The 21,138-nt window shown below is 40.9% G+C and carries 18 protein-coding genes; 10 read left to right on the forward strand and 8 right to left on the reverse strand.

Going from position 1 to position 21,138, the window contains the following annotated elements; genetic code table 11:
- The first annotated feature begins 82 nt into the window (after nt 1–82).
- The gene (locus CAL6303_RS16765; protein ID WP_015199003.1) at nt 83–1,069 is read left to right on the forward strand and encodes a GntR family transcriptional regulator; all 987 of its coding nucleotides are present in this window, start codon (nt 83–85) and stop codon (nt 1,067–1,069) included.
- A gap of 77 nt (nt 1,070–1,146) precedes the next feature.
- Here the strand turns inward: CAL6303_RS16765 and clpX are convergent, their stop codons facing one another.
- From clpX to tig, 3 genes are all read right to left on the reverse strand, one after another.
- Nucleotides 1,147–2,490 carry an ATP-dependent protease ATP-binding subunit ClpX gene (gene clpX / locus CAL6303_RS16770; protein WP_015199004.1) on the reverse strand — a complete coding sequence of 448 codons (1,344 nt, stop codon included), beginning with the start codon at nt 2,488–2,490 and terminating at the stop codon, nt 1,147–1,149.
- Between the two features lie 9 nt (nt 2,491–2,499).
- Nucleotides 2,500–3,195 carry an ATP-dependent Clp endopeptidase proteolytic subunit ClpP gene (clpP, locus tag CAL6303_RS16775; protein ID WP_015199005.1) on the reverse strand — a complete coding sequence of 232 codons (696 nt, stop codon included), beginning with the start codon at nt 3,193–3,195 and terminating at the stop codon, nt 2,500–2,502.
- Between the two features lie 562 nt (nt 3,196–3,757).
- Nucleotides 3,758–5,167: a trigger factor gene (gene tig, locus CAL6303_RS16780; RefSeq protein ID WP_015199006.1), complete on the reverse strand. Its 1,410-nt coding sequence runs from the start codon at nt 5,165–5,167 to the stop codon at nt 3,758–3,760.
- Nucleotides 5,168–5,301: 134 nt separating this feature from the next.
- Between tig and CAL6303_RS16785 the strand changes: the two genes are divergently transcribed.
- Nucleotides 5,302–5,562, forward strand: a complete 261-nt coding sequence (locus CAL6303_RS16785; RefSeq protein ID WP_015199007.1) for a hypothetical protein — start codon at nt 5,302–5,304, stop codon at nt 5,560–5,562.
- A gap of 186 nt (nt 5,563–5,748) precedes the next feature.
- Here CAL6303_RS16785 and CAL6303_RS31490 read toward each other — a convergent pair whose 3' ends face one another.
- Nucleotides 5,749–5,883 carry a hypothetical protein gene (locus tag CAL6303_RS31490; RefSeq protein WP_255348424.1) on the reverse strand — a complete coding sequence of 45 codons (135 nt, stop codon included), beginning with the start codon at nt 5,881–5,883 and terminating at the stop codon, nt 5,749–5,751.
- A gap of 298 nt (nt 5,884–6,181) precedes the next feature.
- Between CAL6303_RS31490 and CAL6303_RS16790 the strand changes: the two genes are divergently transcribed.
- From CAL6303_RS16790 to CAL6303_RS16805, 4 genes are all read left to right on the forward strand, one after another.
- Nucleotides 6,182–7,225 (forward strand): aspartate-semialdehyde dehydrogenase, encoded by a 1,044-nt coding sequence (locus CAL6303_RS16790; protein WP_015199008.1) that lies wholly within the window; start codon nt 6,182–6,184, stop codon nt 7,223–7,225.
- Between the two features lie 508 nt (nt 7,226–7,733).
- Nucleotides 7,734–8,618 (forward strand): 4-hydroxy-tetrahydrodipicolinate synthase, encoded by an 885-nt coding sequence (dapA, locus tag CAL6303_RS16795; protein ID WP_041740714.1) that lies wholly within the window; start codon nt 7,734–7,736, stop codon nt 8,616–8,618.
- Nucleotides 8,619–8,991: 373 nt separating this feature from the next.
- Nucleotides 8,992–10,830: a ribonuclease J gene (locus CAL6303_RS16800; RefSeq protein WP_015199010.1), complete on the forward strand. Its 1,839-nt coding sequence runs from the start codon at nt 8,992–8,994 to the stop codon at nt 10,828–10,830.
- 553 nt (nt 10,831–11,383) lie between these two features.
- The gene (locus CAL6303_RS16805; RefSeq protein WP_015199011.1) at nt 11,384–11,668 is read left to right on the forward strand and encodes a KGK domain-containing protein; all 285 of its coding nucleotides are present in this window, start codon (nt 11,384–11,386) and stop codon (nt 11,666–11,668) included.
- A gap of 137 nt (nt 11,669–11,805) precedes the next feature.
- Here CAL6303_RS16805 and CAL6303_RS30405 read toward each other — a convergent pair whose 3' ends face one another.
- The 3 genes from CAL6303_RS30405 to CAL6303_RS16815 all read right to left on the reverse strand — a co-directional run bounded on the left by CAL6303_RS30405 (nt 11,806) and on the right by CAL6303_RS16815 (nt 15,113).
- Nucleotides 11,806–11,976, reverse strand: coding sequence for a hypothetical protein (locus CAL6303_RS30405; protein WP_015199012.1), 171 nt, complete (start codon nt 11,974–11,976; stop codon nt 11,806–11,808).
- 225 nt (nt 11,977–12,201) lie between these two features.
- A complete protein-coding gene (locus CAL6303_RS16810) occupies nt 12,202–13,011 on the reverse strand; it encodes a formylglycine-generating enzyme family protein (protein ID WP_015199013.1) in 810 nt (269 codons plus the stop codon).
- A 419-nt stretch (nt 13,012–13,430) separates the two neighbouring features.
- Nucleotides 13,431–15,113, reverse strand: a complete 1,683-nt coding sequence (locus tag CAL6303_RS16815) for a bifunctional serine/threonine-protein kinase/formylglycine-generating enzyme family protein (RefSeq protein ID WP_015199014.1) — start codon at nt 15,111–15,113, stop codon at nt 13,431–13,433.
- 305 nt (nt 15,114–15,418) lie between these two features.
- On the opposite strand from CAL6303_RS16815, the gene tilS reads away from it, so the two are divergent.
- Nucleotides 15,419–16,450 (forward strand): tRNA lysidine(34) synthetase TilS, encoded by a 1,032-nt coding sequence (gene tilS, locus CAL6303_RS16820; protein ID WP_041740716.1) that lies wholly within the window; start codon nt 15,419–15,421, stop codon nt 16,448–16,450.
- On the opposite strand, the gene hmpF is transcribed toward tilS, so the two are convergent.
- Complete coding sequence (hmpF, locus tag CAL6303_RS16825; RefSeq protein ID WP_015199016.1) at nt 16,447–18,180, reverse strand: pilus motility taxis protein HmpF; 1,734 nt, start codon at nt 18,178–18,180, stop codon at nt 16,447–16,449. The two genes, tilS and hmpF, sit on opposite strands and share 4 nt — an antisense overlap.
- Before the next feature lie 579 nt (nt 18,181–18,759).
- Between hmpF and CAL6303_RS16830 the strand changes: the two genes are divergently transcribed.
- The 3 genes from CAL6303_RS16830 to CAL6303_RS16840 all read left to right on the forward strand — a co-directional run bounded on the left by CAL6303_RS16830 (nt 18,760) and on the right by CAL6303_RS16840 (nt 21,128).
- Nucleotides 18,760–19,986 carry a response regulator gene (locus CAL6303_RS16830; protein WP_015199017.1) on the forward strand — a complete coding sequence of 409 codons (1,227 nt, stop codon included), beginning with the start codon at nt 18,760–18,762 and terminating at the stop codon, nt 19,984–19,986.
- Nucleotides 19,987–20,223: 237 nt separating this feature from the next.
- Complete coding sequence (locus tag CAL6303_RS16835) at nt 20,224–20,589, forward strand: response regulator transcription factor (protein ID WP_015199018.1); 366 nt, start codon at nt 20,224–20,226, stop codon at nt 20,587–20,589.
- An 8-nt stretch (nt 20,590–20,597) separates the two neighbouring features.
- Complete coding sequence (locus CAL6303_RS16840; RefSeq protein WP_015199019.1) at nt 20,598–21,128, forward strand: chemotaxis protein CheW; 531 nt, start codon at nt 20,598–20,600, stop codon at nt 21,126–21,128.
- Nucleotides 21,129–21,138: the final 10 nt, after the last annotated feature.

Consider the following 21,138-nt stretch of genomic DNA (forward strand, 5'->3'; position numbering starts at 1 on the left):
ATTCAATGTATGAATAAAATATTTAACCAGTAGTACAGACAGATGGCTCTGTGTTAGTACTTAAAAGTTCAGAGGTTTGTTAATGATTCAGTTCCGTATTCAGCCGGACAGTGAAATTCCCGCATCTACCCAGTTGTTTAATCAGATTCGTTTTGCGATCGCGTCTCGGCAGTATCCACCTGGATATAAGCTACCAAGCACGCGAGCATTAGCAATGCAAACTGGATTACATCGAAATACTATCAGTAAAGTATATCGCCAGCTAGAAGATGACGGTTTTGTCGAAAGTCTAGCTGGTTCTGGAATCTACGTTCGTGCCCAAGGGCATGAGGGGGGTAGTCGCCTCCGTTCTCCAATTTTGGAGCAATATCCCCAAGCGTATAAAGAAGTACAACAATCCTTAGATAATTTACTTTCCCAGGGATGTACCCTCAACCAAGCTAGGGAGATTTTCTTAGCGGAAATAGACTGGCGCTTGCGCTGTAGTGCCCGTGTTTTAGTGGCAGTGCAACTACAGGATATTGGTGCGGGTGAACTGATTGTGGATGAATTGGAACAAGCCTTGAGAATTCCTGTACAGTTGGTGGCAACTGAGGAACTATCGGCGGTGTTAGATAAAACCACCTCGGCAACTGTTGTCACTAGCCGCTATTTTATTGGGGAAGTGGAAGCCCTAGCAGCCCCAAAGGCAGTACGGGTTATCCCCCTCGACATCCATGACTATGCAAAGGAAATGAGTATGGTTAAGGTGTTGGCAAAGGATAGCTGTATTGGGATTGCTAGTTTGAGTTCGGGTATTCTTCGGGCTACTGAGGTAATTTTACACGGGTTACGTGGCGATGAACTCTTAGTTATGACTTCTCAACCCAAGGATAACTACAAATTGCACGCCATTGTTAAACGAGCGCAGGTGATTTTTTGTACCGATCAAAAAAGCTTTAGTGCGGTTCAAAATGCGATGCAGGCTGTTTTAGAAGATATTATTCGTCCACCGAAGCTGATTCGCTGCGATAATTATATTGGTGAGAAATCAATTAATCTATTGAAGCGTGAACTGGGTTTGGGTTGATGACTTCAAAATCTAGGACGAAATACCCGACTTTTGAGCAAAAGTCGGGTATCTGTGATGAAAGAATTTATTTTGAATTACGCTGATTCTGGTTTAGGTAATGATGATGGATGAACAATCAACTCTGCTGTTGAACGTTTTTCCACCATTTCCTTGGTGATTGTGCAGCGGTTTACGTCTTTACGCGATGGCAACTCGTACATCACATCCAACATTAATTCTTCGATGATGCCTCTCAAAGCACGGGCACCCGTTTTTCGACGATAGGCTTCTTGGGCGATCGCACGCAAGGCTTCACCCTTGAATTCTAGTTGAACGTTATCCATGTTCAACAGTTTCTGATACTGCTTCACGAGGGCACTGCGGGGCTGTGTCAAAATCGACACTAATGCATCTTCATCTAGTGGATCCACAACAGCTACCATGGGGATACGTCCGATAAATTCAGGAATCATCCCAAATTTAACCAAATCGTCTGGTTCTAAATGGTGTAGTGTATCGGCAATCCGTTTTTCTTTTGATTGTCCTTCCCCTGGTTGCACAAAGCCCATTGACTTTTTACCAGTTCTCTGTTCCACTACTTTTTCCAGTCCGACAAAGGCACCACCACAGATAAATAGGATGTTGCTGGTATCAATTTGAATACAATCCTGGTAAGGATGCTTCCGTCCACCTTGGGGGGGAACATTTGCTACGGTTCCCTCCAGCATTTTTAGTAGTGCTTGCTGTACACCTTCCCCCGATACATCACGGGTAATTGAAGGATTTTCGCTTTTGCGGGCAATTTTGTCGATTTCGTCAATGTAGATGATGCCGCGTTGGGCTTCTTCCACATCTAATTCTGCCACCTGCAACAGCCGCAGCAGGATATTTTCCACATCTTCCCCTACATATCCCGCTTCGGTGAGGGTGGTGGCATCAGCTACTGCAAAGGGAACATCTAGAACTTTGGCTAAGGTTTGTGCCAGGAGTGTTTTACCACAACCAGTTGGTCCAATGAGCAAAATATTTGATTTTTGCAGTTCAATGGCATCTTCAGCGGAATTTTTACCTGTTCCTTTTGATTGCGCGATCGCTAATCGTTTGTAATGGTTGTAAACAGCTACAGAAAGCACTTTTTTGGCTTCATCTTGACCAATTACATGCTCATCTAAATAATTCTTAATCTCTCGTGGTTTGGGTATCTGATTAAACGAAAGATTACCAGAATTGGCGCGGCGTTTTTGAGGTGGTTCTGACTTGGGGACAGGTTGGGAAGCTGTAGCCCCACTGGTGTCGAGCAACTCCTCATCCAGTATTTCATTGCACAAGTCTACGCACTCATCACAAATATAGACTCCTGGTCCTGCAATGAGCTTTCGCACCTGCTCTTGAGACTTGCCACAAAACGAACATTTTAAATGGGAGTCGTACTTAGACATACCAGCCTCTTATTTCAGAATGGTGACGTTTTCCCCAGGGTTGGGAAGATTTTGTCTGGTGATAACTTGATCAATCAAGCCGTAGTTTTTTGCTTCTTCAGCGGACATAAAAAAGTCCCTTTCAGTATCAGCAGTAATTCTTTCTAATGGCTGACCGGTGTGGTGTGCCATCATTTTATTTAATTCTGCCTTGACGTAGAGAATTTCTCTAGCTTGGATTTCGATGTCAATTGCCTGCCCTTGAGCACCACCTAGGGGTTGGTGAATCATTATTCGGGAATCTGGTAATGACATCCGTTTGCCCGCAGTACCGGATGTAAGCAGAAATGCCCCCATGCTTGCTGCTAAACCAAAGCAAATGGTGACAACATCGGGACGAATTTGCTGGATGGTATCATATATTGCCATTCCGGCATAAACAGAACCACCCGGAGAGTTTATGTATAATTGAATATCTTTTTCCGAATCTTCTGCATCCAAAAATAGTAGTTGGGCAACAATAGAGTTGGCGACATTATCGTCGATGGGTGTCCCTAAGAAGATAATTCGCTCTCGTAACAGACGGGAATAGATATCAAACGAACGTTCTCCCATTCCCGATTGTTCTACCACCATAGGAATGGTGTTGCCAGGGATGCCGAGGGAATTAATTTGGGGTTGGCTCAAGCTACTGATGGGATTATTTGCCGATTGCGATACAAGCATAACAGAAGGTTTGACAATCTATGGAACATTGGGCAGTGACGCGACGGCACTAGTTCTGCGGAGTATTGCTTAATGCTTTGCATCATCCGGAGTCTAAACCGCCGAAAGCAGCGAACAAGATTAATATCTTAGGTATACTCTAACCACTATTATGCCTTATTTATATTTCCCTCTAATTTAACTGGAGGGGACATTGGTAGTTTTGCTGAATTTATATGGTTCTATTGTACAAATTCTCTAGACAACCTGACTACATTTAGTCTGACATTTATCGGAATATTACACCATAATTACAGGCTTTTTACACTACCTTAGAGTTTAACTTTTGTTGTTTTTAAGCCTGGATGACATGCTCTGTATTGAATACAGAGCATCCTGGTTGAGACAGTACTAGTAGGTCAAGGCAGTAGTGAGTAGGCAGTAGGTAGTGGGGAAAACCGTTTATTATTTGGCTTTTCAGGGCTAAATAATGGTCTGGTTATTTGCGCCGTGCTGTACTACTAGTAACTAGGATTTTTTCTTTGAGAGTTAATTATTAATTATTTAACTGACAACTAAGATTCTATTGTGGTTCGGTTGCCTCTGGATTTTCTTCTCCCTCTGTATTTTCTGTATTTTCTGTTACTTCTGGCTCCTCTTTTGGAGCCAAAGAACCTTCTGCCACCAATTCCACTGTGGAATTAGCGAATAACCAATCGAAAATCTTATCTGTTAATAAATCATTTTCCACCATTGAACGTAGGCGATCTTCATCAACATCTTGATCTGCATATTCAGCCTTTAACTCTTGCACACGGGCTTCTATTTCTGCTTCACTGACTTTGATGGATTCCAGTTTGCCAATTTCTCGTAAACTTAAAGATCTTTTTACCCTTTCGATGGCTTCTTCCCGTGAATTATCCCGCAATCTGGGAATCACGTCTTGGGTGAATAATTTTCTTACGTCCAAACCTTGCTGCTGTAACCGCATTGCAGTTTGCATCAGCATGGCATCGATTTCTTTATCGATGATGGTTTCTGGTAAATCAGCTTCGATATGGTTGAGTAATTCTTTGAGAAAGGCTTCTTGTTTATTGGATTTAGTCCGGTCTTCGGCTTCTTTTTGATACTGTTGTTCTAAAGAACTCCGTAATTCTGCCAAAGTCTCGTACTCACTCACTTCTTTCGCAAAATCATCATTTAATTCCGGAAGTTCTTTTTCTTTGATTTCTTTGAGGGTGACGGTAAATCGGGCTGCTTTCCCTGCCAAATCTGGGTTAGCATAGGGATCGGGGAATTGGGCGGAAATTTCTCTGGTTTCCTCCGGATTCATGCCAATCATACCAGTGACAAAACCGGGAATAAAACGGTCTTCTTGTAGTTCCACTTGGAAGTCGGTAGCCTCACCACCAGAAATTGGTTCATCTTCTCCCTCTTCACCTTCTGCTTTAGGAATAACTCCTTTAAAGTCAACTACTGCCACATCTCCCAATTGTGCGGGACGACCTTGTACTGGTATCAATGTTGCCATCTGTTGGCGTTCGTCGTCTAGGGTTTTGTCAACCCGTTCTGGATCAACTTTGATTTCTTCAGCTTTGATTTCTAAGCCAGTATATTTGTTAACTTTTATTTCTGGCTGTACATCAACTGCGGCAGAAAAAGTTAGTGGTTGTCCTGGTTCGTAACCACTGACTAAATCATCAAAGGAAGAACGTAATTGTGGTTGACCAATTGCGGGAATATCTTCTTGTTTAATGGCTTGGTTGATGCCATCTTGGATAATTTCTTCTAAAGCTGTGGCTTTGATGCGGGCGCTTCCCAACCGCTGTAAAAGTATAGCCCGTGGCACTTTACCTTTACGAAACCCAGGAATGTTAACAGTACGGCTGAGGTTTTTCACAACCTGTTCGTACGTCTGTTTTGTGGTTTCTGGGGTGACTTCTATTTCTAGACCAATCTGACTTGCGGGAAGTTTCTCCTGGGTGACTTTCATTTTTTATCTCGATGTTGAATATTTTTACTTGAGGCACATTCGCTCTACAGCTTGTCCGTTCAGAAAGCTTTCAGGAAGCAAGACATGAGAATATGGAAATGGATTGACGCAGAAACTGAGTTTACTGCCAACTGATGCTAGATTCTAATGTCTTTGAGTTAGCGATCGCTGAAAATATCAGCATTAACTTATTAAGACTTTACTTGACACCGCAACCGGAAGAATTAGTTATTTTTCTCGTGTCTCATGGTTGTGGTATCTTTAAGTATGAGGTTGTGTTTTTAATCTCAGCCTGCAAAAACGATTGCTGTAGCTGTTTAAATCTTGAAGATGCTTGCACCGAGCAAGATGTTACTTCATACCGACCTGCAACTTTTAGTCCATCTGAATCATAGTACATCATCTTAGTGGTAAAGCAGTTGGTATGTTGGCTGATTCTGATTCAGAATCAGAAAATCCTCTTGTCTTCTGACTTTGATGCTCCCTCCTAAAGTTTAATTAACAGTAATGTCGTTGACACTGAAACTGCAATAATTATGCAAAAATCTGTGAAAAGGGACTTCCAGAAAATAAATTATCCTCTAGTTTGGGCAGCGTTCGACTGAGCGCTCACGCCGAAGTCTTGCCCGAAAATACAGGGATACTCCATAGCGCAGCTTCCCGTAGGGTAGTTTGACGGGATGCAAACCCACACCGTCAACTTCTCTGTGTTCCACAATCAAAAATTGGATAATTATTGAATTTGAAGTCCCAAAGATTGAATTTGGTTTTTCAGCATAGACTAAAAGACGGTAAATGTATTAGATTAAGGGATACAGTGATAGTGTATTTATTATCAGTGAAGTAGTTTAATTTTATTATTTTAATTTCAACGTGGTTTTTCATAGATCTGAGGCTGTAAGCTTTGACTTGAGAGCTACGATGCTAGTTTAGTTAACTTTTCCACGAAAAAACAATATCAATTTTTATTTTACAGATCTTAAATTTAAGTCAAATAACGAGGAGGAAGCCAGTTTGTCAAAAAAATACAAGGTGGCAATACTAGGTGCTACTGGTGCTGTGGGCAGAGAATTGATGGAACTGTTGGAAAATCGGAATTTTCCCATAGCTAGTTTGAAATTACTAGCATCACCTCGCAGTGCGGGACAGATGTTACCATTCCAAGGTGAAGAATTAGCCATAGAAGCAGTAAGCGATCGCGCTTTCGATGGAGTTGATATAGTTTTAGCTAGTGCAGGGGGTTCCACTTCTAAAGCATATGCTAATCAAATAGTCGAAGCTGGTGCAGTCATGATCGACAACTCCAGCGCTTTCAGGATGATCCCCGATATTCCTCTAGTAGTTCCTGAAGTCAACCCCGAAGCAGCAGCTAACCACAAGGGAATCATCGCCAACCCCAACTGTACAACAATTTTGATGGCGGTGGCTGTCTACCCACTACATCAAGTCAAGAAAATCAAGCGGATTATTGCTGCCACCTACCAATCAGCTAGTGGTGCAGGTGCCAAAGCTATGGCAGAAGTCCAAGCACAAGCCAGCGATATCTTAGCAGGGAAACCACCTGTCACCGATATTTTTCCCTATCCCCTTGCATTTAACCTATTTCCCCACAATACCCCACTTAACGATGCGGGATACTGCGAGGAAGAAATGAAAATGGTTAACGAAACTCGGAAGATTTTCGGTAGTCAAGATATCAAAATCACTGCCACTTGTGTACGGGTTCCCGTACTACGCGCCCATTCTGAAGCGATTAACCTAGAATTTGATACCCCTTTTGCAGCTGATGAAGCCAGACAAATATTAAGTCGAGCACCAGGAGTAAAATTAGTTGAAAATTGGCAAACCAACTACTTCCCAATGCCGATAGACGCAACCGGATGCGACGAAGTTTTAGTTGGTAGGATTCGTCAAGATATTTCCCATCCCTGTAGCCTAGAATTATGGCTGTGTGGAGACCAAATTCGTAAAGGTGCCGCATTAAATGCCGTGCAAATTGCTGAATTACTGGTTAACAACAACTTAGTTACTAGTACTAGCGCACTGGTTTCTTCTTAGTTTTAACATGTGCAAGTCTTGGAAGTAGAGCTATATAAATAGTTAGAGTTAGCTTGTGTTTAATAACACCAGTTTGCACTCAGTTTGTAGTTAAAAATATGATCTAAGTTTTCTCTGCCGTTAGATACTGAATTTCGGTAAGAGAAAACCATAACTGATACATATTAAAGACTTACCAAAAAATCAAGTAATATAGTTTGGCACAAAAGAAGCAGACTGTTTCCATCAGCTTTGAATGCTTGTTGATGCAGGATGATAGAATTTAGTAAAAACGCATTGGTGTCAACTGTTGGTAAGTAGTCATAAACGCTATTCAACAGCATTGATAGCAAATTCAAATCATTGTTGTAGTCATGTTAAATTTGACAAAGCTCAATATGGTATGAAAATTGAAAAATGTGAATTTAAATAGGAAAAAGACTTGAAAGAAATTTGCATATAGGCTATTAAATTAGGAAGACCACCAAATGCAAATGAATATAAATGTGATATCAGGAGTGAATTAGTGGTGGTAGATTTTGGCAGAATATTAACTGCAATGGTGACACCGTTTAAAGAAGACGGTAGCGTTAATTATGATTTAGCCGCTAAACTAGCAGAACATCTGGTCAACAACGGTACAGATACATTGGTAGTTTGTGGAACCACAGGAGAATCTCCAACCTTAAGTTGGGAAGAAGAATACCAATTATTTGGTGTGGTTTTGCAAGCAGTGGCAGGAAAAGCCAAAGTAATGGCAGGGTGCGGTTCCAATTCCACCGAAGAAGCGATCGCAGCCACCCAAAAAGCAGCTAAAATAGGAGTACATGGTTGCTTACAAGTAGTTCCCTACTACAACAAGCCACCACAGGCGGGATTATACCAACACTTTGCCGCAATTGCTCAAGCCTCCCCTGAAGTACCAGTGTTACTTTACAACGTACCCGGTAGAACAGGTCAAAATCTCCAACCACAAACAGTGGCGAGATTAGCTGAAATTGATAACATCATAGGTATAAAAGAAGCTAGTGGGAATCTAGATCAAGTGAGTGAACTACGCCGCTTGACACCTCCGGAATTTCAAATCTATTCTGGAGATGACTCTTTAACCTTACCTTCATTAGCAGTTGGAGCAAAAGGTGTGGTCAGTGTAGCCTCTCATCTAGTTGGATTGTTAATGCAGGAGATGATTGAAGCATATACTTCCGGACAGGTACAACAAGCCACTGCTATTCATCTGCGACTTCTACCATTATTTAAAGCCCTGTTTATCACCACAAACCCGATTCCCGTTAAAATAGCCCTTAAACTGCAAGGTTGGCAAGTCGGTTCAACCCGTTTACCCCTTTGCGAAGAAGAAAGCGAATTCAGTCAAAAGCTGGAGATAGTTTTAAAAGAAGTTGGTTTAATCTAGTTAAGTATAATTAAGTGCTACAAGTAAACTTAGTCATAAATATGTGTATAGAAGTACGTAATTTTCACCAAGATATAGGTCAAATACCTGTGCTACCAATAGATATATATACTTTAAAACCCAGAATATAAATTTGACGAAGTTAGAGGAAGTGCCGCTGCTTTACAGCGATTTCTCTCCAACCCTTCGGCTTCACTCAGACTTAAATTTTATTGAATAAATCAATCAACATTATTTATCTGACAAATTTGACAAAAATTAGGTCGATTTCTGGCTGACTTATTTTTATATTTCAGTACATCTGTCGTCGAAAAACCTAAATTTCAATTTTCAAAGACAAAGAACAAATAGAAAGAAACACATTCAGGAGAAAATGGCTAAAAACGACACTTTAGGTTCCTTAAAAATTATCCCCTTGGGTGGATTGCACGAAATTGGTAAGAATACATGCATTTTTGAATACGATGATGAGATCATCCTTCTAGATGCCGGATTAGCTTTCCCTACAGATGGGATGCATGGTGTAAATATTGTCCTTCCAGATATGACATACGTGCGGGAGAATAGACATAAAATCAAGGGTATGATTGTCACCCACGGACATGAAGATCATATCGGTGGGATTGCATTTCACCTCAAACAGTTTGAAATTCCTGTAATTTATGGACCTCGGTTAGCATTGGCAATGCTAGAAGGTAAACTGGAAGAAGCAGGAGTACGCGATCGCACTGAACTTAGAAGCGTTAAACCTCGTGATACGGTGAGGATTGGCAAACACTTCTTAGTAGAATATATTCGCAATACCCACTCAATTGCCGATAGTTTTACAGTGGCAATTCATACACCAATAGGAGTAGTAATCCACACAGGTGACTTCAAATTCGACCACACACCAGTTGATGGTGAGCATTTTGACTTGCAGCGTTTAGCAGAACATGGTGAGAAGGGCGTACTCTGTTTATTGAGTGACTCCACCAACTCCGAAATCCCCGGATTTACCCCCTCCGAACGGTCAGTATACCCTAATTTGGATCGTGCGATCGCTCAAGCCAGCGGACGGATATTTATCACCACCTTTGCTTCCAGCGTTCACCGCATCAACATGATTCTGGAACTCGCCAAAAAGCATAACCGTGTCGTCTCCGTAGTTGGACGCTCCATGCTCAACTTGATCGCCCATGCTCGTAACCTGGGATACATCAAGTGTGAAGATAGCCTACTTAAACCCCTCAACGCTATTCGTAACCTACCTAATGAGCAAGTACTAATTTTAACTACTGGTTCTCAGGGTGAAACAATGTCAGCAATGACAAGAATTGCCAAAAAAGAACACCAGCACATTCGCATTCGTGAAGGTGATACCGTAGTTTTCTCCGCCAACCCCATCCCTGGAAACACCATCGCAGTGGTGAACGTCATCGACAAATTGATGATGCAGGGTGCGAAAGTTATATACGGACGCGACAAAGGAATGCACGTATCCGGACACGGCTGTCAAGAAGATCAAAAACTGATGTTATCTTTGACACGTCCCAAATTCTTCGTTCCTGTTCACGGTGAACACCGAATGCTTGTAAAACACTCAGAAACAGCCCAGAGTGTAGGCGTTCCTAAAGAAAACATGGTACTCATCGATAACGGTGATGTAATTGAATTAACTCCTAATTCCCTCCGTGTAGCTGGGAAAGTTCCCGCCGGATTAGAATTAGTTGATATATCAGGTTCAGGAATGGTAAGCGCCAAAGTTCTCCAAGAACGCCAAAAAATGGCAGAAGAAGGACTCGTTACAGTTGCCGCCGCCATCGACTGGAATGGTAAACTCATGGCAAGACCAGAAATCCATCTCCGAGGTGTCGTCACCAGCATTGAAAAACCAATGCTACAAAAATGGATTCAACAGCGAATTGAAGAAATCCTCACTGCCAGATGGTCAGAATTCGTCCAAACCTTTGATGGTAAAATCGAAGTAGATTGGGCAGCAGTCCAAGGATTAATCGAAAGAGACTTAGCGCGATCGCTTCGTAAAGAGTTACATTGTCAGCCAACTGTGACATTGTTAATGCAAACTCCAGAAGAAGCAACAATGAAAGCAGAAACCACAGCTACAACTGCAACTCCAACCGCAACTAACACTGCTTCCATACCCGCACCCGTAATTGCCAATGATGGAAGAAGAAGAAGAACTAGAACTACCGCACAGGTAGCTTCGTAGAAATTTTTCTCTTCAATTAAACCTTGTCCTCACGAAAATTGGAGTTTTGTTATTGCGACGTAACGTAGGCGCACAGAGGCTTCTTGCAGAGTAGCATAAGTCCGTAGGGCTAGCTATACTAGCAACAATCTTGACTTAAAACTACGATTCTGAAGCTAGACAAGCTTTAACTTAGGAATGAGGATTTATTAATATACAATTTTTTGTAGATTGGGCTGAGGGAAGTCGAAACCCAACATTAATCTACAGAATCAATATTTGTATTTTATTTAACTCAGATTCCTTATTTCCTCGGCTTTTAACCAGAAGTCGAGGATTTTGTTTTTATAGTTATTCAGCAAGCCCTACATAACATTTAAAATAGCTGAAAAGCTAACTAGTACAGCAGGGCGGAAATAAACATAACGTTTTCAATGCCTGTAAACAATAAAATCTTCGTAACTTAAATGGTCTATTAACTTATGCCAAGCTGCACTAGAGGATTAAAAATTTCTTTGATTTTGACTATTTCATTGAATTTACATCAAAAATAGATGCACTGATGGAGAAAACTATGGAAAGGGAATTTCAGCGTTTGCATCATAATGAGGTTGTGTCTGTAAATTCAGAAACATTTGAGAATTTAGAAGTATCAAATACTTTTAAAGTGATTCAACTATTGGCAGTAATTAAAGAATTAGTTGGATTAGATGCAGTAGAATCATCATTATTTGATCAAGGAATTGATTGTGAAGTGTTGAAATTCCGTGCTCAAGATTGGAAGAAGGGAAAAGTACGATTAACTCTAGAATTTTGTCCTGATCAGATTGAATCACCCCTCGAAGATTTTATGGATTAGGAAATGAGTGGACTGATTAATTTAAATCTATTGTGAGAGTATTCATAGAGGAAAAATCAGAAAAATCAGACCCAATAATTTTACCCAAAATATACGTTTTATCCTAACCCACATACCTTCTTTTTTGTCAACATATATTAGTGGACTGGCTCTCTAGGCTCTTGACTTTGTGCTTTTTCATAGGCTAAAAGTTCACGCAATATCTGTGACATAACTTGTTCCTTGTCTCTGGCAAGGAATACAGATGAAAAGTGGGGTAATCGAACCCATATTGCACAACGCTTGTCGGCAGCTATTGTAGGGGTCATTTCCCCCTGTATCTTGTTGAAAGGGCTAGTCCTAGGCTGTTGACTTTGTTGAAATTTTACCGTTTTTTAGTACTTTTGTATGTGCCGTTCTATTCTTCGCTAAAAGCCTACTTTAAAGAGGTTTTTAGGCATCATAACTACTCACGTATTGTGCATGAACAAAATCCCGAAAAAGGCACAGAGTCAACAGCCTAGGCTAGTCCATAACATCGTTTGGGAAACAAACTATGGAACACCGCACACAAGCCGAAAACCAACCATATCAAAATTGTAGATGGGGTAGTAGTAACTGCGAAAAGCGGAGCGGCAATTAACAGCATAGTTGTCCCAAGAACCACCTCGCAGCACCTGGGATTGATGATGATTATTATCAATCCATGCACTACCATCGCTCGGTGCATTATTATAATTACTATGCCAGGTATCTTGACACCATTCCCACACATTCCCATACATATCGTACAAACCAAAGGCATTGGGTGGTAGTTTTCCAACTTCTGTAGTTTCTCTTCTGCAAACCCCTGTTGAAACAGAAGCGTAACTAGAATTTCCGTCGTAATTAACTAAATCAGTGGTTATCGTCTCACCAAAATAAAATGGTGTAGCTGTGCCAGCACGACAAGCATATTCCCATTCCGCTTCACTTGGTAATCTATAGGTTTTGCCTGTCCTCTGGCTTAATTTCTCACAAAACTTCACCGCATCATCCCAAGATACTTTTTCTACAGGTCGATTTTTACCTTTGAATCTAGCAGGATTTGTCTCCATAATGATTTGATACTGTGATTGGGTGACAAGATATTTCCCCATTAAGAAAGCAGGAACAGTAACCTGATGCTGTGGACTTTCATTGTCATATCTTCCTGCTTCTGTTTTTGGAGAACCCATCATGAATGTTCCCCTTGGAATCTGTACCATCTCCAAGGTGACACCGTTTCCCAAATCTTCAACTAAATATTTTGCTTCTTTCTGTTCTTGCTGTGTCACTTTTCCTGTTTTATCAACGGTGACAGTTGAAAATTGAAATATTTGCATGGTTAAAGATGGTTGAATAATTGTTGAGGTTCATAAGCGAATAGCTCTAAAATAAGCCTAAAATTTTATCTAGCCCTGCTCCCAGAGGCTCCTTAAGCCTAGGCTGTAAACTTTGATATGATTTTCACGCTTTTTGTTCATACAGTTTTTGTGTCATCGACTGGTTCCTAGGCTCTGCCTGTGAACCCTGACTTTGAGGCTCCACCTCTTATTCTGACTGGAGGCGGAGCCTCTCGATATGCATTCCCTGCCAGAGGCAAGGAACGAGTTAGAGCGAAGATATTGCGTGAAAATTTAACTCCAAAAAACTACAGAGTCAACATCCTAGTCACACACCTATAAAAAATTTTACCGCCTGACGGCGGAGGTAAGGGAAAAATTAAGAAGTGTAAAGGGGAAAAAAGCAAGAGGGTAAAGGGCTATGGAAGAGTCCTCCCGACCCCACAAACAACACGAAAACCAATAAAGTAGTCGACATTGACGCGCGAAATGTCGTTGAAACGGAACGCAGAACGGCAGTACCCAGGAAGGTAGTTCCAGGAACCACCGCGCAGTATCTTGTATTGATTATCATTATCAATCCACGCATTACTATCACTCGGTGCTTCATTATAATTGCCATGCCAGGAATCTTGGCAACATTCCCACACATTCCCATGCATATCGTACAAACCAAAAGCATTAGGTGAAAATTTACCTACTTCTGTCGTTTCTCCTCTATAAACCCCTTTCGGTGCAGAAGCGTAAGTGTACTTTCTTCCATCGAAATTAGCTAAATCATTAGTAATCGTCTCACCAAAATAGAATGGTGTAGTTGTCCCCGCACGACAAGCATATTCCCATTCTGCTTCACTGGGTAATCTATAGATTTTTCCAGTTTTCTGGCTTAATTTCTCACATAATTCCACCGCATCATCCCAAGATACTTGTTCTACAGGTCGATTTACACCTTTGAAATAAGCAGGATTTGTCCCCATAATCGCTTGATACTGGGCTTGAGTAACTGGATATTTCCCCATCAAGAAACTTGGAACAGTAACTTGATGGTGTGGACTTTCATTGTCCCTTCTTCCTGCTTCTGTTTTTGGAGAACCCATCATGAATGTTCCCCCTGGTATCTCTACCATCTCCAAGGTGACACCATTCCCCAAGTCTTCGACAAAATACCTTGCTTGCTTCTGTTCCCGTTTTGTCACCTTCCCTGTTTTATCAACGGTGACGGTTTGAAATTGAAATACTTGCAGGGGTAAAACTGGTAAAATAATTGTCGGGGCAATGGGTTGATTCAATAATTGCATTGCTTCTAAAGCTTCTGCGGCATTTTGATAACGCTGACTGACTCGACGATTTACCATCCTCGTCAACACTTCCGCAAATCTGATACTAATATTTACCCTATCCTGCCAAATTACTTCCCCATCTTCATCGTCATCCAACAAATGGGGTGGTGTTCCCGTCAATGCTTGTACTGCTACCATCCCCACAGCATAGATATCGCTGGCTAGTTTGGGTTTACCGTTAAACTGTTCTAATGGCATAAAACCAGGTGTTCCCACTCCCGCTGTCAAACTGGTTTGCCCGGAGTTTTTGAACATGATTTGTTTGACTGCACCAAAGTCAATTAATATGACTTTGCCATCACCGTGACGACGCATGATATTTTTGGGATTAATATCGCGGTGGATAATATTCTGTTGATGGACAATTACCAATACTTCTAAAATTTCTTGCAGTAGTTGCGTGACTGCAACTTCGGGAATTTTTTTCCCTAGGGTGATGATTTTGGTTAAATCAACCCCGTCGATAAAATCCTGAACTAAATAGAACTCGTTCCCAAGTTGGAAATATTCGGATAAGTTGGGAATTTGGGGATGTAGTTTACCCAAATTGTACAGAGTGGCTGCTTCTTGCTCGAAGGAATTTTTTAACCACTCTAATTCCTTGTTGTTGCGATTTTGAGTCTTGAGACGTTTGACGACGCATTTAGGTTTAGGATTGATGGGTATACCTAAATCTTCAGCGAGGTAGGTTTCGCCAAATCCACCGCTTCCTAGTAGTTTGATGATTTGGTAGCGGTTGCGGAGAGTTGTTCCTGGCTGCATCGCTTTTTACTCAATGTTTGCCTTATTTTTACAAATTTGTTGGTGTTAGGCAATATGGAGGTTTTTGCTTGAGAGGGTTTTTCACGACTTTCGTTGATTCGAGAAACCCGGTTTATTTCGATTAAGTACAATAATCTTTCGTTTTCGACTGAAGAAACCGGGTTTATGGGGTTAGTTCCCACCCATGCATGACTTGGGCAATTGTAATGAGAAAACTAGACTGTGAGATTGCTTCCTTACGTCGCAATGACGTAAGTGCGGTTGTTGCGTCAGCTTTGTTGATAACTGATAACTGTTTACTGATTATTATGTGGACTCCTCTCCATGCAAAAATTCATCGAATAATTAGTAGTCGCGGATTGTTTGCTAAAAAATCGCGGTTGTTGATTGCTGTTTCTGGGGGACAGGATTCTTTGGCTTTGGCAAAGCTACTTTTAGATTTACAACCCAAGTGGGGATGGGATTTAGCTGTTGTTCATTTTGATCATTGTTGGCGTGATGATTCTCAAGAAAATGCCCAACATGTGCAAAAACTCATGGAAAGTTGGCAAATACCGTTTTATTTGGAAACAGCCATAGAAACCATTAGTAGTGAAGCTGCTGCTAGAGAATGGCGGTATGAAATTCTGAGCGCGATCGCATTCTCCCACAAATACACCCATATCGTTACCGGACACACTCAAAGCGATCGCGCTGAGACTCTACTCTATAATTTAATCCGTGGTAGTGGTACCGATGGTTTACAGTCTCTCACCTGGCAACGTCAATTAAATCATGAAATTTCTTTGGTGCGTCCCCTATTGACGGTCACTAGAACACAAACATACAACTTTTGTCAAGAGCTAAATCTACCGATTTGGGAAGATTCCACCAATCAAGATTTGAAATATGCCCGCAATCGCATCCGGAATGAGGTATTACCCTATTTGCGGCAGCATTTTAATCAAAATGTTGAATCAGCTATAGCCCAAACTGCCGAATTACTCCAAGCAGAAGTGGAATATTTGGAACAAGCAGCCCAGGAATTAAGGGAAAAGGCTACGGAGCAGGGAACGGGGGAGCAGGGGGAAATGTATTTAGCAAAAATTAATCGTCAAATATTAAAAACCGCACCACTAGCCTTACAAAGACGAGTGATGCGGCAAATTTTACAAGAAACTCTAAGTATTTCCCCTAATTTTCAGCAAATTGAAAAGCTAACAGCATTAATTACAGCACCCAATCGGACACAAACAGACCCTTTCAGCGGGAATGCCCTCGCATTCGTCCAACGAGACTGGATTTATCTCCAAAATCTTCCATTGGGTGGTAAAAAGTCAAACCCTGATAACTGCTAACTGTTAACTGTTAACTGATTAAACGCTTCTTGAATTTGGGAAACTATTTGTAACTGTTGTCCACCAGTTTCTCGCATTTGTCCCAAACCCTCAACAATCCCTTGAACTTTTAGCCGCAATTCATCCAAAGCATCTTGAACTGGCTGTAAAATCTCTTGATACAAACTCAACTTTGCCCTAGATTCAGCAGCAGTCACACGCAACAAGGAGATATTTTCATCCAAGGCTTTAATAGTTTCTTGCTTTGTCTCTTGTTCTTGAACTTGCTGTTTAAGTATTTCCTGAGCCAAATCCAAACTTGAGCGCATTTGATCAATTTCTCGCTCTAAAGTCGCCAATTGCTGCGAATAATGTTGCTTGAAACTTTCAATTTGAACCAAAATCGGCTTCAAATCAACAGAACTTTCAGCTTGTGTGCTATTGAATGGTTTTCCTTGTCGTCGTAACAAAACATTTTGATGCTGTTGCAACTTTTGTTGACGCTGTGATAAGCTGCGGCGTTGTCCCACTAGCGTTTCATTCAACATCTGATAAAGATCTTTTTCATCAATTAGTTCTTCTTCCAGAAAAATCCGTTCGGATTCTATAGTTTGACTAATTTTCTGTTGTAGTTCTTCAATTGCTGCCTGTTTATGATTAAGTTCTTGCTCTTGATCATTAACAAAACTAGAATCTATTTCTAACTTTTCTTTTAAATCTCGAACAATTTGTTCCAATTCCTCAAGAGACATCGACTCCAAGCTTGCCGCGTCATTATCATTGTCTAATCCTTCTCCTGTGGTTGCAGCTAAGGAATAAACCTGTTGATAAAGTTGTTCTTGAGATTGTAGCTGTTGATTGAGAATACCTACACAATCCAGTTTTGCATCCAACGCGATCGCATTTGCTTTCAACTCCGCTGATTGCTGTTCCAAGGTTATCTGTATTTGTTGCCACTCCTCCTGAGTGACAGCAAACTCCTGACTCAATCGCTCTAGTTCTTGTTCTTTTTCTTCAACCTCTTGCTGCTGCTGTTGAAATTGCTCCCAAAATGGATTCAACAACGTTTGCTGAGATTCAACCGCTGCTACAGCAGAATTTGAGTTATCCTCTACAGATTCATTTACAGGAACATGGTTAGCAAGCTGTAAGAGCAACTCATTTAGCACTTTACCCTGTTCAGGATCTAGGACACAACCTTCAGATTGACGCTCCTCCAGACGACGTTGTTCACCACGCAAATGCTCCCAAGCACCTTCAAGTTCTTGACGACTGCGCTCAATTTCTTCCTTAAGGCTTGCAGTTTCGTTACTGATTTTATCAACTTCCTGCCTATCAGTCTCAAATCCTTTTAACTCCTCTTCCATCTGCTCAAGTTGGGCAATGCGATCTTCCATTTCCAACTCACGACGACTCAGTTCCTGCGCTTGGTAAGTTAGGGAATCCTTCCACTGATTTATTTCCTCTTCTTTCACCTTAAATTTTTCCAACTGCCGGGAAAAATTCTGCAAAATAGTTACAAGAGGACGACCAGCTTCTTGGATCCGCTGAACTTGACGCTGGGGAGTTAATTCCACCATGATCAGCGCACCATCATTGAGTTTGCTAGCATCATCTGGAATAACAGATTCATCTGAAACACCACTCCAACTTTGGTCATTTCGTTGGCAAGCTAGTAGTTTCAATTCGGCTTTGTTTCCACCGCCGAGCAATCCACCTTTTTGTTTTTGTACTTCTGCTAAATACAGCACACCGTTAATTCCTTTTGATGCACTTAGTTAGTGACTTTTTTAGGTTTATAGTTTTAGATATTAAACTTCTTGCAGAAGTGGTAAAAGGTGAAACAAAAAGATAGCCTTAGCTATTTTTTCTTTCAGCATCACTTTACTTTAGTAAAAATGACGTACCTTTCCCCAAATAGTGTCAAAAACACTTTTACAAGATGTCTATGTTAAAGCCGACCAGATATTAATTAATAGTTAGGCTACATTATTCTGTGAACAGTTAACGAAACCGGATTAACTATATATTTACGCTTTAATTGCGTTGAGATATGAATACATCGACTATTTGTGTCATTACATTCTGGACTGACACCCATAGTCATGACCACCGTGTGATCACTAACTTCTTAAAATGATTAATTTTGAGAAGTTATTTGTACTGAAAAGTAATTTTCCTCCTTAGCCAACACCAGTAGAAATCCTGATTAAATAGTACCTGCCACGATCTGAGTGCTTTTAATCTCTGTTTATTTTCCCATACCTTAAAATGTTCCCGATAAATGGGAACAATAGGAAAAGAGATAAAAAGGAGTGCCTTTGACTTAAATGCAGGGAAATCTAAATGAAATAGACATTCGCAGTATCCTGCAACTGATTGAACTTGGACAGAGAACTGGGATACTGTTTGTTGAGACTGACACAGAAAATCATTATCAAGGGGGTAAACAAACTTCTCAGCAAACTTTAATTAGTAAATCTTACTGGTATCGCAATCAACAAAAATGTTGGTTAGTTTTCTTTGAACACGGTAAAATTGTCTACGCTATTGATGGCAATCACAACTTATCGCGTCTCCAAGCTTACTTACGGCACTATCGCCTCCAAGTACGACTCAGTAAAGCAAAACTAGCAGCCTCTTTATCTTCTTCACTGCCGGAATATGCCTGTCTATGGTTGCTGATTTCCGAAAATACAATTAGTCTTAGCCAAGCTCACAGTATTATTCACAGCTTTATTCAGGAAGCAATTTTTGATCTTTTGAGCTTGTATCAAGGAACCTTTAGTTTTAAATCTAGTTCCCCACTCACCCCGCAATTAGCTACTTGGGAGACAACTGCCTTAGTGGCTCAAATTATGCCCCAAGTCCAAGAGTGGAAACAACTATATCCTTATATCGATTCCCCCGAACAACTACCACATATTGTGGATATGTTACGGTTGAAAGCCTCGTTACCAGTAAAAACAGTCGATAAATTACAGCGTTGGGCAGATGGTAAAACATCTTTACGGCAGTTGTCTCGCTATCTCAACCGTGACATCCTGACTGTCGCAAGGGCAATTTACCCATACGTACACCAAGGCTGGTTAAAAATGGTATATAAAAATTCATATAATCCGGAGGCTGAGTTAAAAAAACAATGTAATCAACAACATCGACAAGAATTGAGAATTGTATGTATAAATGATAATGCCAGCACCAGTAAGTCAATTGAATCGATCTTGCGATCGCATAATCATCAGTTACACTTACAGCAATCACTCCAGATTCATACCTTTACAAATCCCTTTGAAGCACTGGCTCATTTATTTCAAATCCAGCCACATTTAATACTTTGCGATATCATGATGCCAGAATTAAATGGTTACGAAATTTGTGCTATGCTGCGACATTCAGAGGCATTCAGGTACTTACCTATACTTATGCTACTAAATAAAGATAGTATGATTTATAACATTAAGTCCACAATAGCAGGAGCCACAGATTATCTGATCACACCCTTTCAGGATACTGAGTTATTAATTTTAGTTAATAAATATTTAACTTTTAGTTAATAAATCTTTAACACTTAGTTCAGACAAATCCGCCTAAACAACACTCACCACTTGTAGATTGGGTTAAACATGGAGTAAAAACGATATCACATCATACAATAAGTTGAACATAGTAAGAAGCAATAATCTTACAAGCTAACCTAGTAATAAAATTAATTTATACATAAAATTATGCGGGGAAGTCAGGGAATGTTCCACCTTAAGGAACATCTACATTTAAGAGGTAGATAGGCATTTATGAGCACAGTTCTGATTGTGGAAGACAGTATCGCCCAAAGGGAAATGATCACAGACCTACTGAAAGCGAGCGGCTTGACAGTTACCCATGCCAGTGACGGACTCGAAGCGTTAGAAGTAATTTTGAGCGCACCTCCTGACTTAGTAGTATTGGATATTGTGATGCCTCGAATGAATGGTTATGAAGTTTGTCGCAGGCTGAAATCTGACCCCAAAACCCAAAACGTACCCGTGGTGATGTGTTCATCAAAAGGAGAAGAATTTGATCGTTATTGGGGAATGAAGCAGGGAGCAGATGCTTATATAGCAAAACCCTTTCAACCAACCGAGTTGGTAGGAACAGTTAAACAACTGCTGCGAGGATGAACAAAATTATGGTGAGTAAACCGGACTTTTTCGCAGGGACTGGTGAAGATCAGTTCCGTCCTGAATTACAAGTAGAAAGTCCTGAAGGTGAGTTACATCTAAGATTTTTCATTCCCTCACACCAGGAGTTTGCACTTCTGGCAACAGGTATCCGCGAAGTAATCGAACTTAGTCCCGATCGAATTACTCCGATTCCGAATGCTTCCCCTTTGCTTTTGGGTACCCTAAATTTACGAGGTCGAGTAATTTGGGTGGCTGACTTAGGTCAATTCTTAGGCGATACAACAGTCCTAAATACTGATCGGGCAGAGATATCTGTCATTGCCATTGAAGAACAAGACACAATCGTCGGTCTAGCAGTGGAAGAAATTGGTGGTATGGATTGGCTGGATGTGCAAAATTTAGTGGCACCCATGAACATTCCAGACACAATGGCTCCTTTTTTACGAGGAGAGTGGAAATTAAATACTGGTCAACATCAGTGTTTGCGATTGCTGGATCAAACAGCAATTTTGCGAAGCGCAAGATGGGCAGGATGACATTCGGAGG

This window comes from Calothrix sp. PCC 6303 (assembly GCF_000317435.1).
Classification (GTDB): Bacteria; Cyanobacteriota; Cyanobacteriia; order Cyanobacteriales; family Nostocaceae; genus PCC-6303.

Coding starts and splice junctions, on each gene's coding strand:
- CAL6303_RS16765 (WP_015199003.1), top strand. CDS start 83: ATGATTCAGTTCCGTATTCAGCCGGACAGTGAAATTCCCGCATCTACC.
- clpX (WP_015199004.1), bottom strand. CDS start 2,490: ATGTCTAAGTACGACTCCCATTTAAAATGTTCGTTTTGTGGCAAGTCT.
- clpP (WP_015199005.1), bottom strand. CDS start 3,195: ATGCTTGTATCGCAATCGGCAAATAATCCCATCAGTAGCTTGAGCCAA.
- tig (WP_015199006.1), bottom strand. CDS start 5,167: ATGAAAGTCACCCAGGAGAAACTTCCCGCAAGTCAGATTGGTCTAGAA.
- CAL6303_RS16785 (WP_015199007.1), top strand. CDS start 5,302: ATGCTAGATTCTAATGTCTTTGAGTTAGCGATCGCTGAAAATATCAGC.
- CAL6303_RS16800 (WP_015199010.1), top strand. CDS start 8,992: ATGGCTAAAAACGACACTTTAGGTTCCTTAAAAATTATCCCCTTGGGT.
- CAL6303_RS16805 (WP_015199011.1), top strand. CDS start 11,384: ATGGAAAGGGAATTTCAGCGTTTGCATCATAATGAGGTTGTGTCTGTA.
- CAL6303_RS30405 (WP_015199012.1), bottom strand. CDS start 11,976: ATGACCCCTACAATAGCTGCCGACAAGCGTTGTGCAATATGGGTTCGA.
- CAL6303_RS16810 (WP_015199013.1), bottom strand. CDS start 13,011: ATGCAAATATTTCAATTTTCAACTGTCACCGTTGATAAAACAGGAAAA.
- CAL6303_RS16815 (WP_015199014.1), bottom strand. CDS start 15,113: ATGCAGCCAGGAACAACTCTCCGCAACCGCTACCAAATCATCAAACTA.
- CAL6303_RS16830 (WP_015199017.1), top strand. CDS start 18,760: ATGCAGGGAAATCTAAATGAAATAGACATTCGCAGTATCCTGCAACTG.
- CAL6303_RS16835 (WP_015199018.1), top strand. CDS start 20,224: ATGAGCACAGTTCTGATTGTGGAAGACAGTATCGCCCAAAGGGAAATG.
- CAL6303_RS16840 (WP_015199019.1), top strand. CDS start 20,598: ATGGTGAGTAAACCGGACTTTTTCGCAGGGACTGGTGAAGATCAGTTC.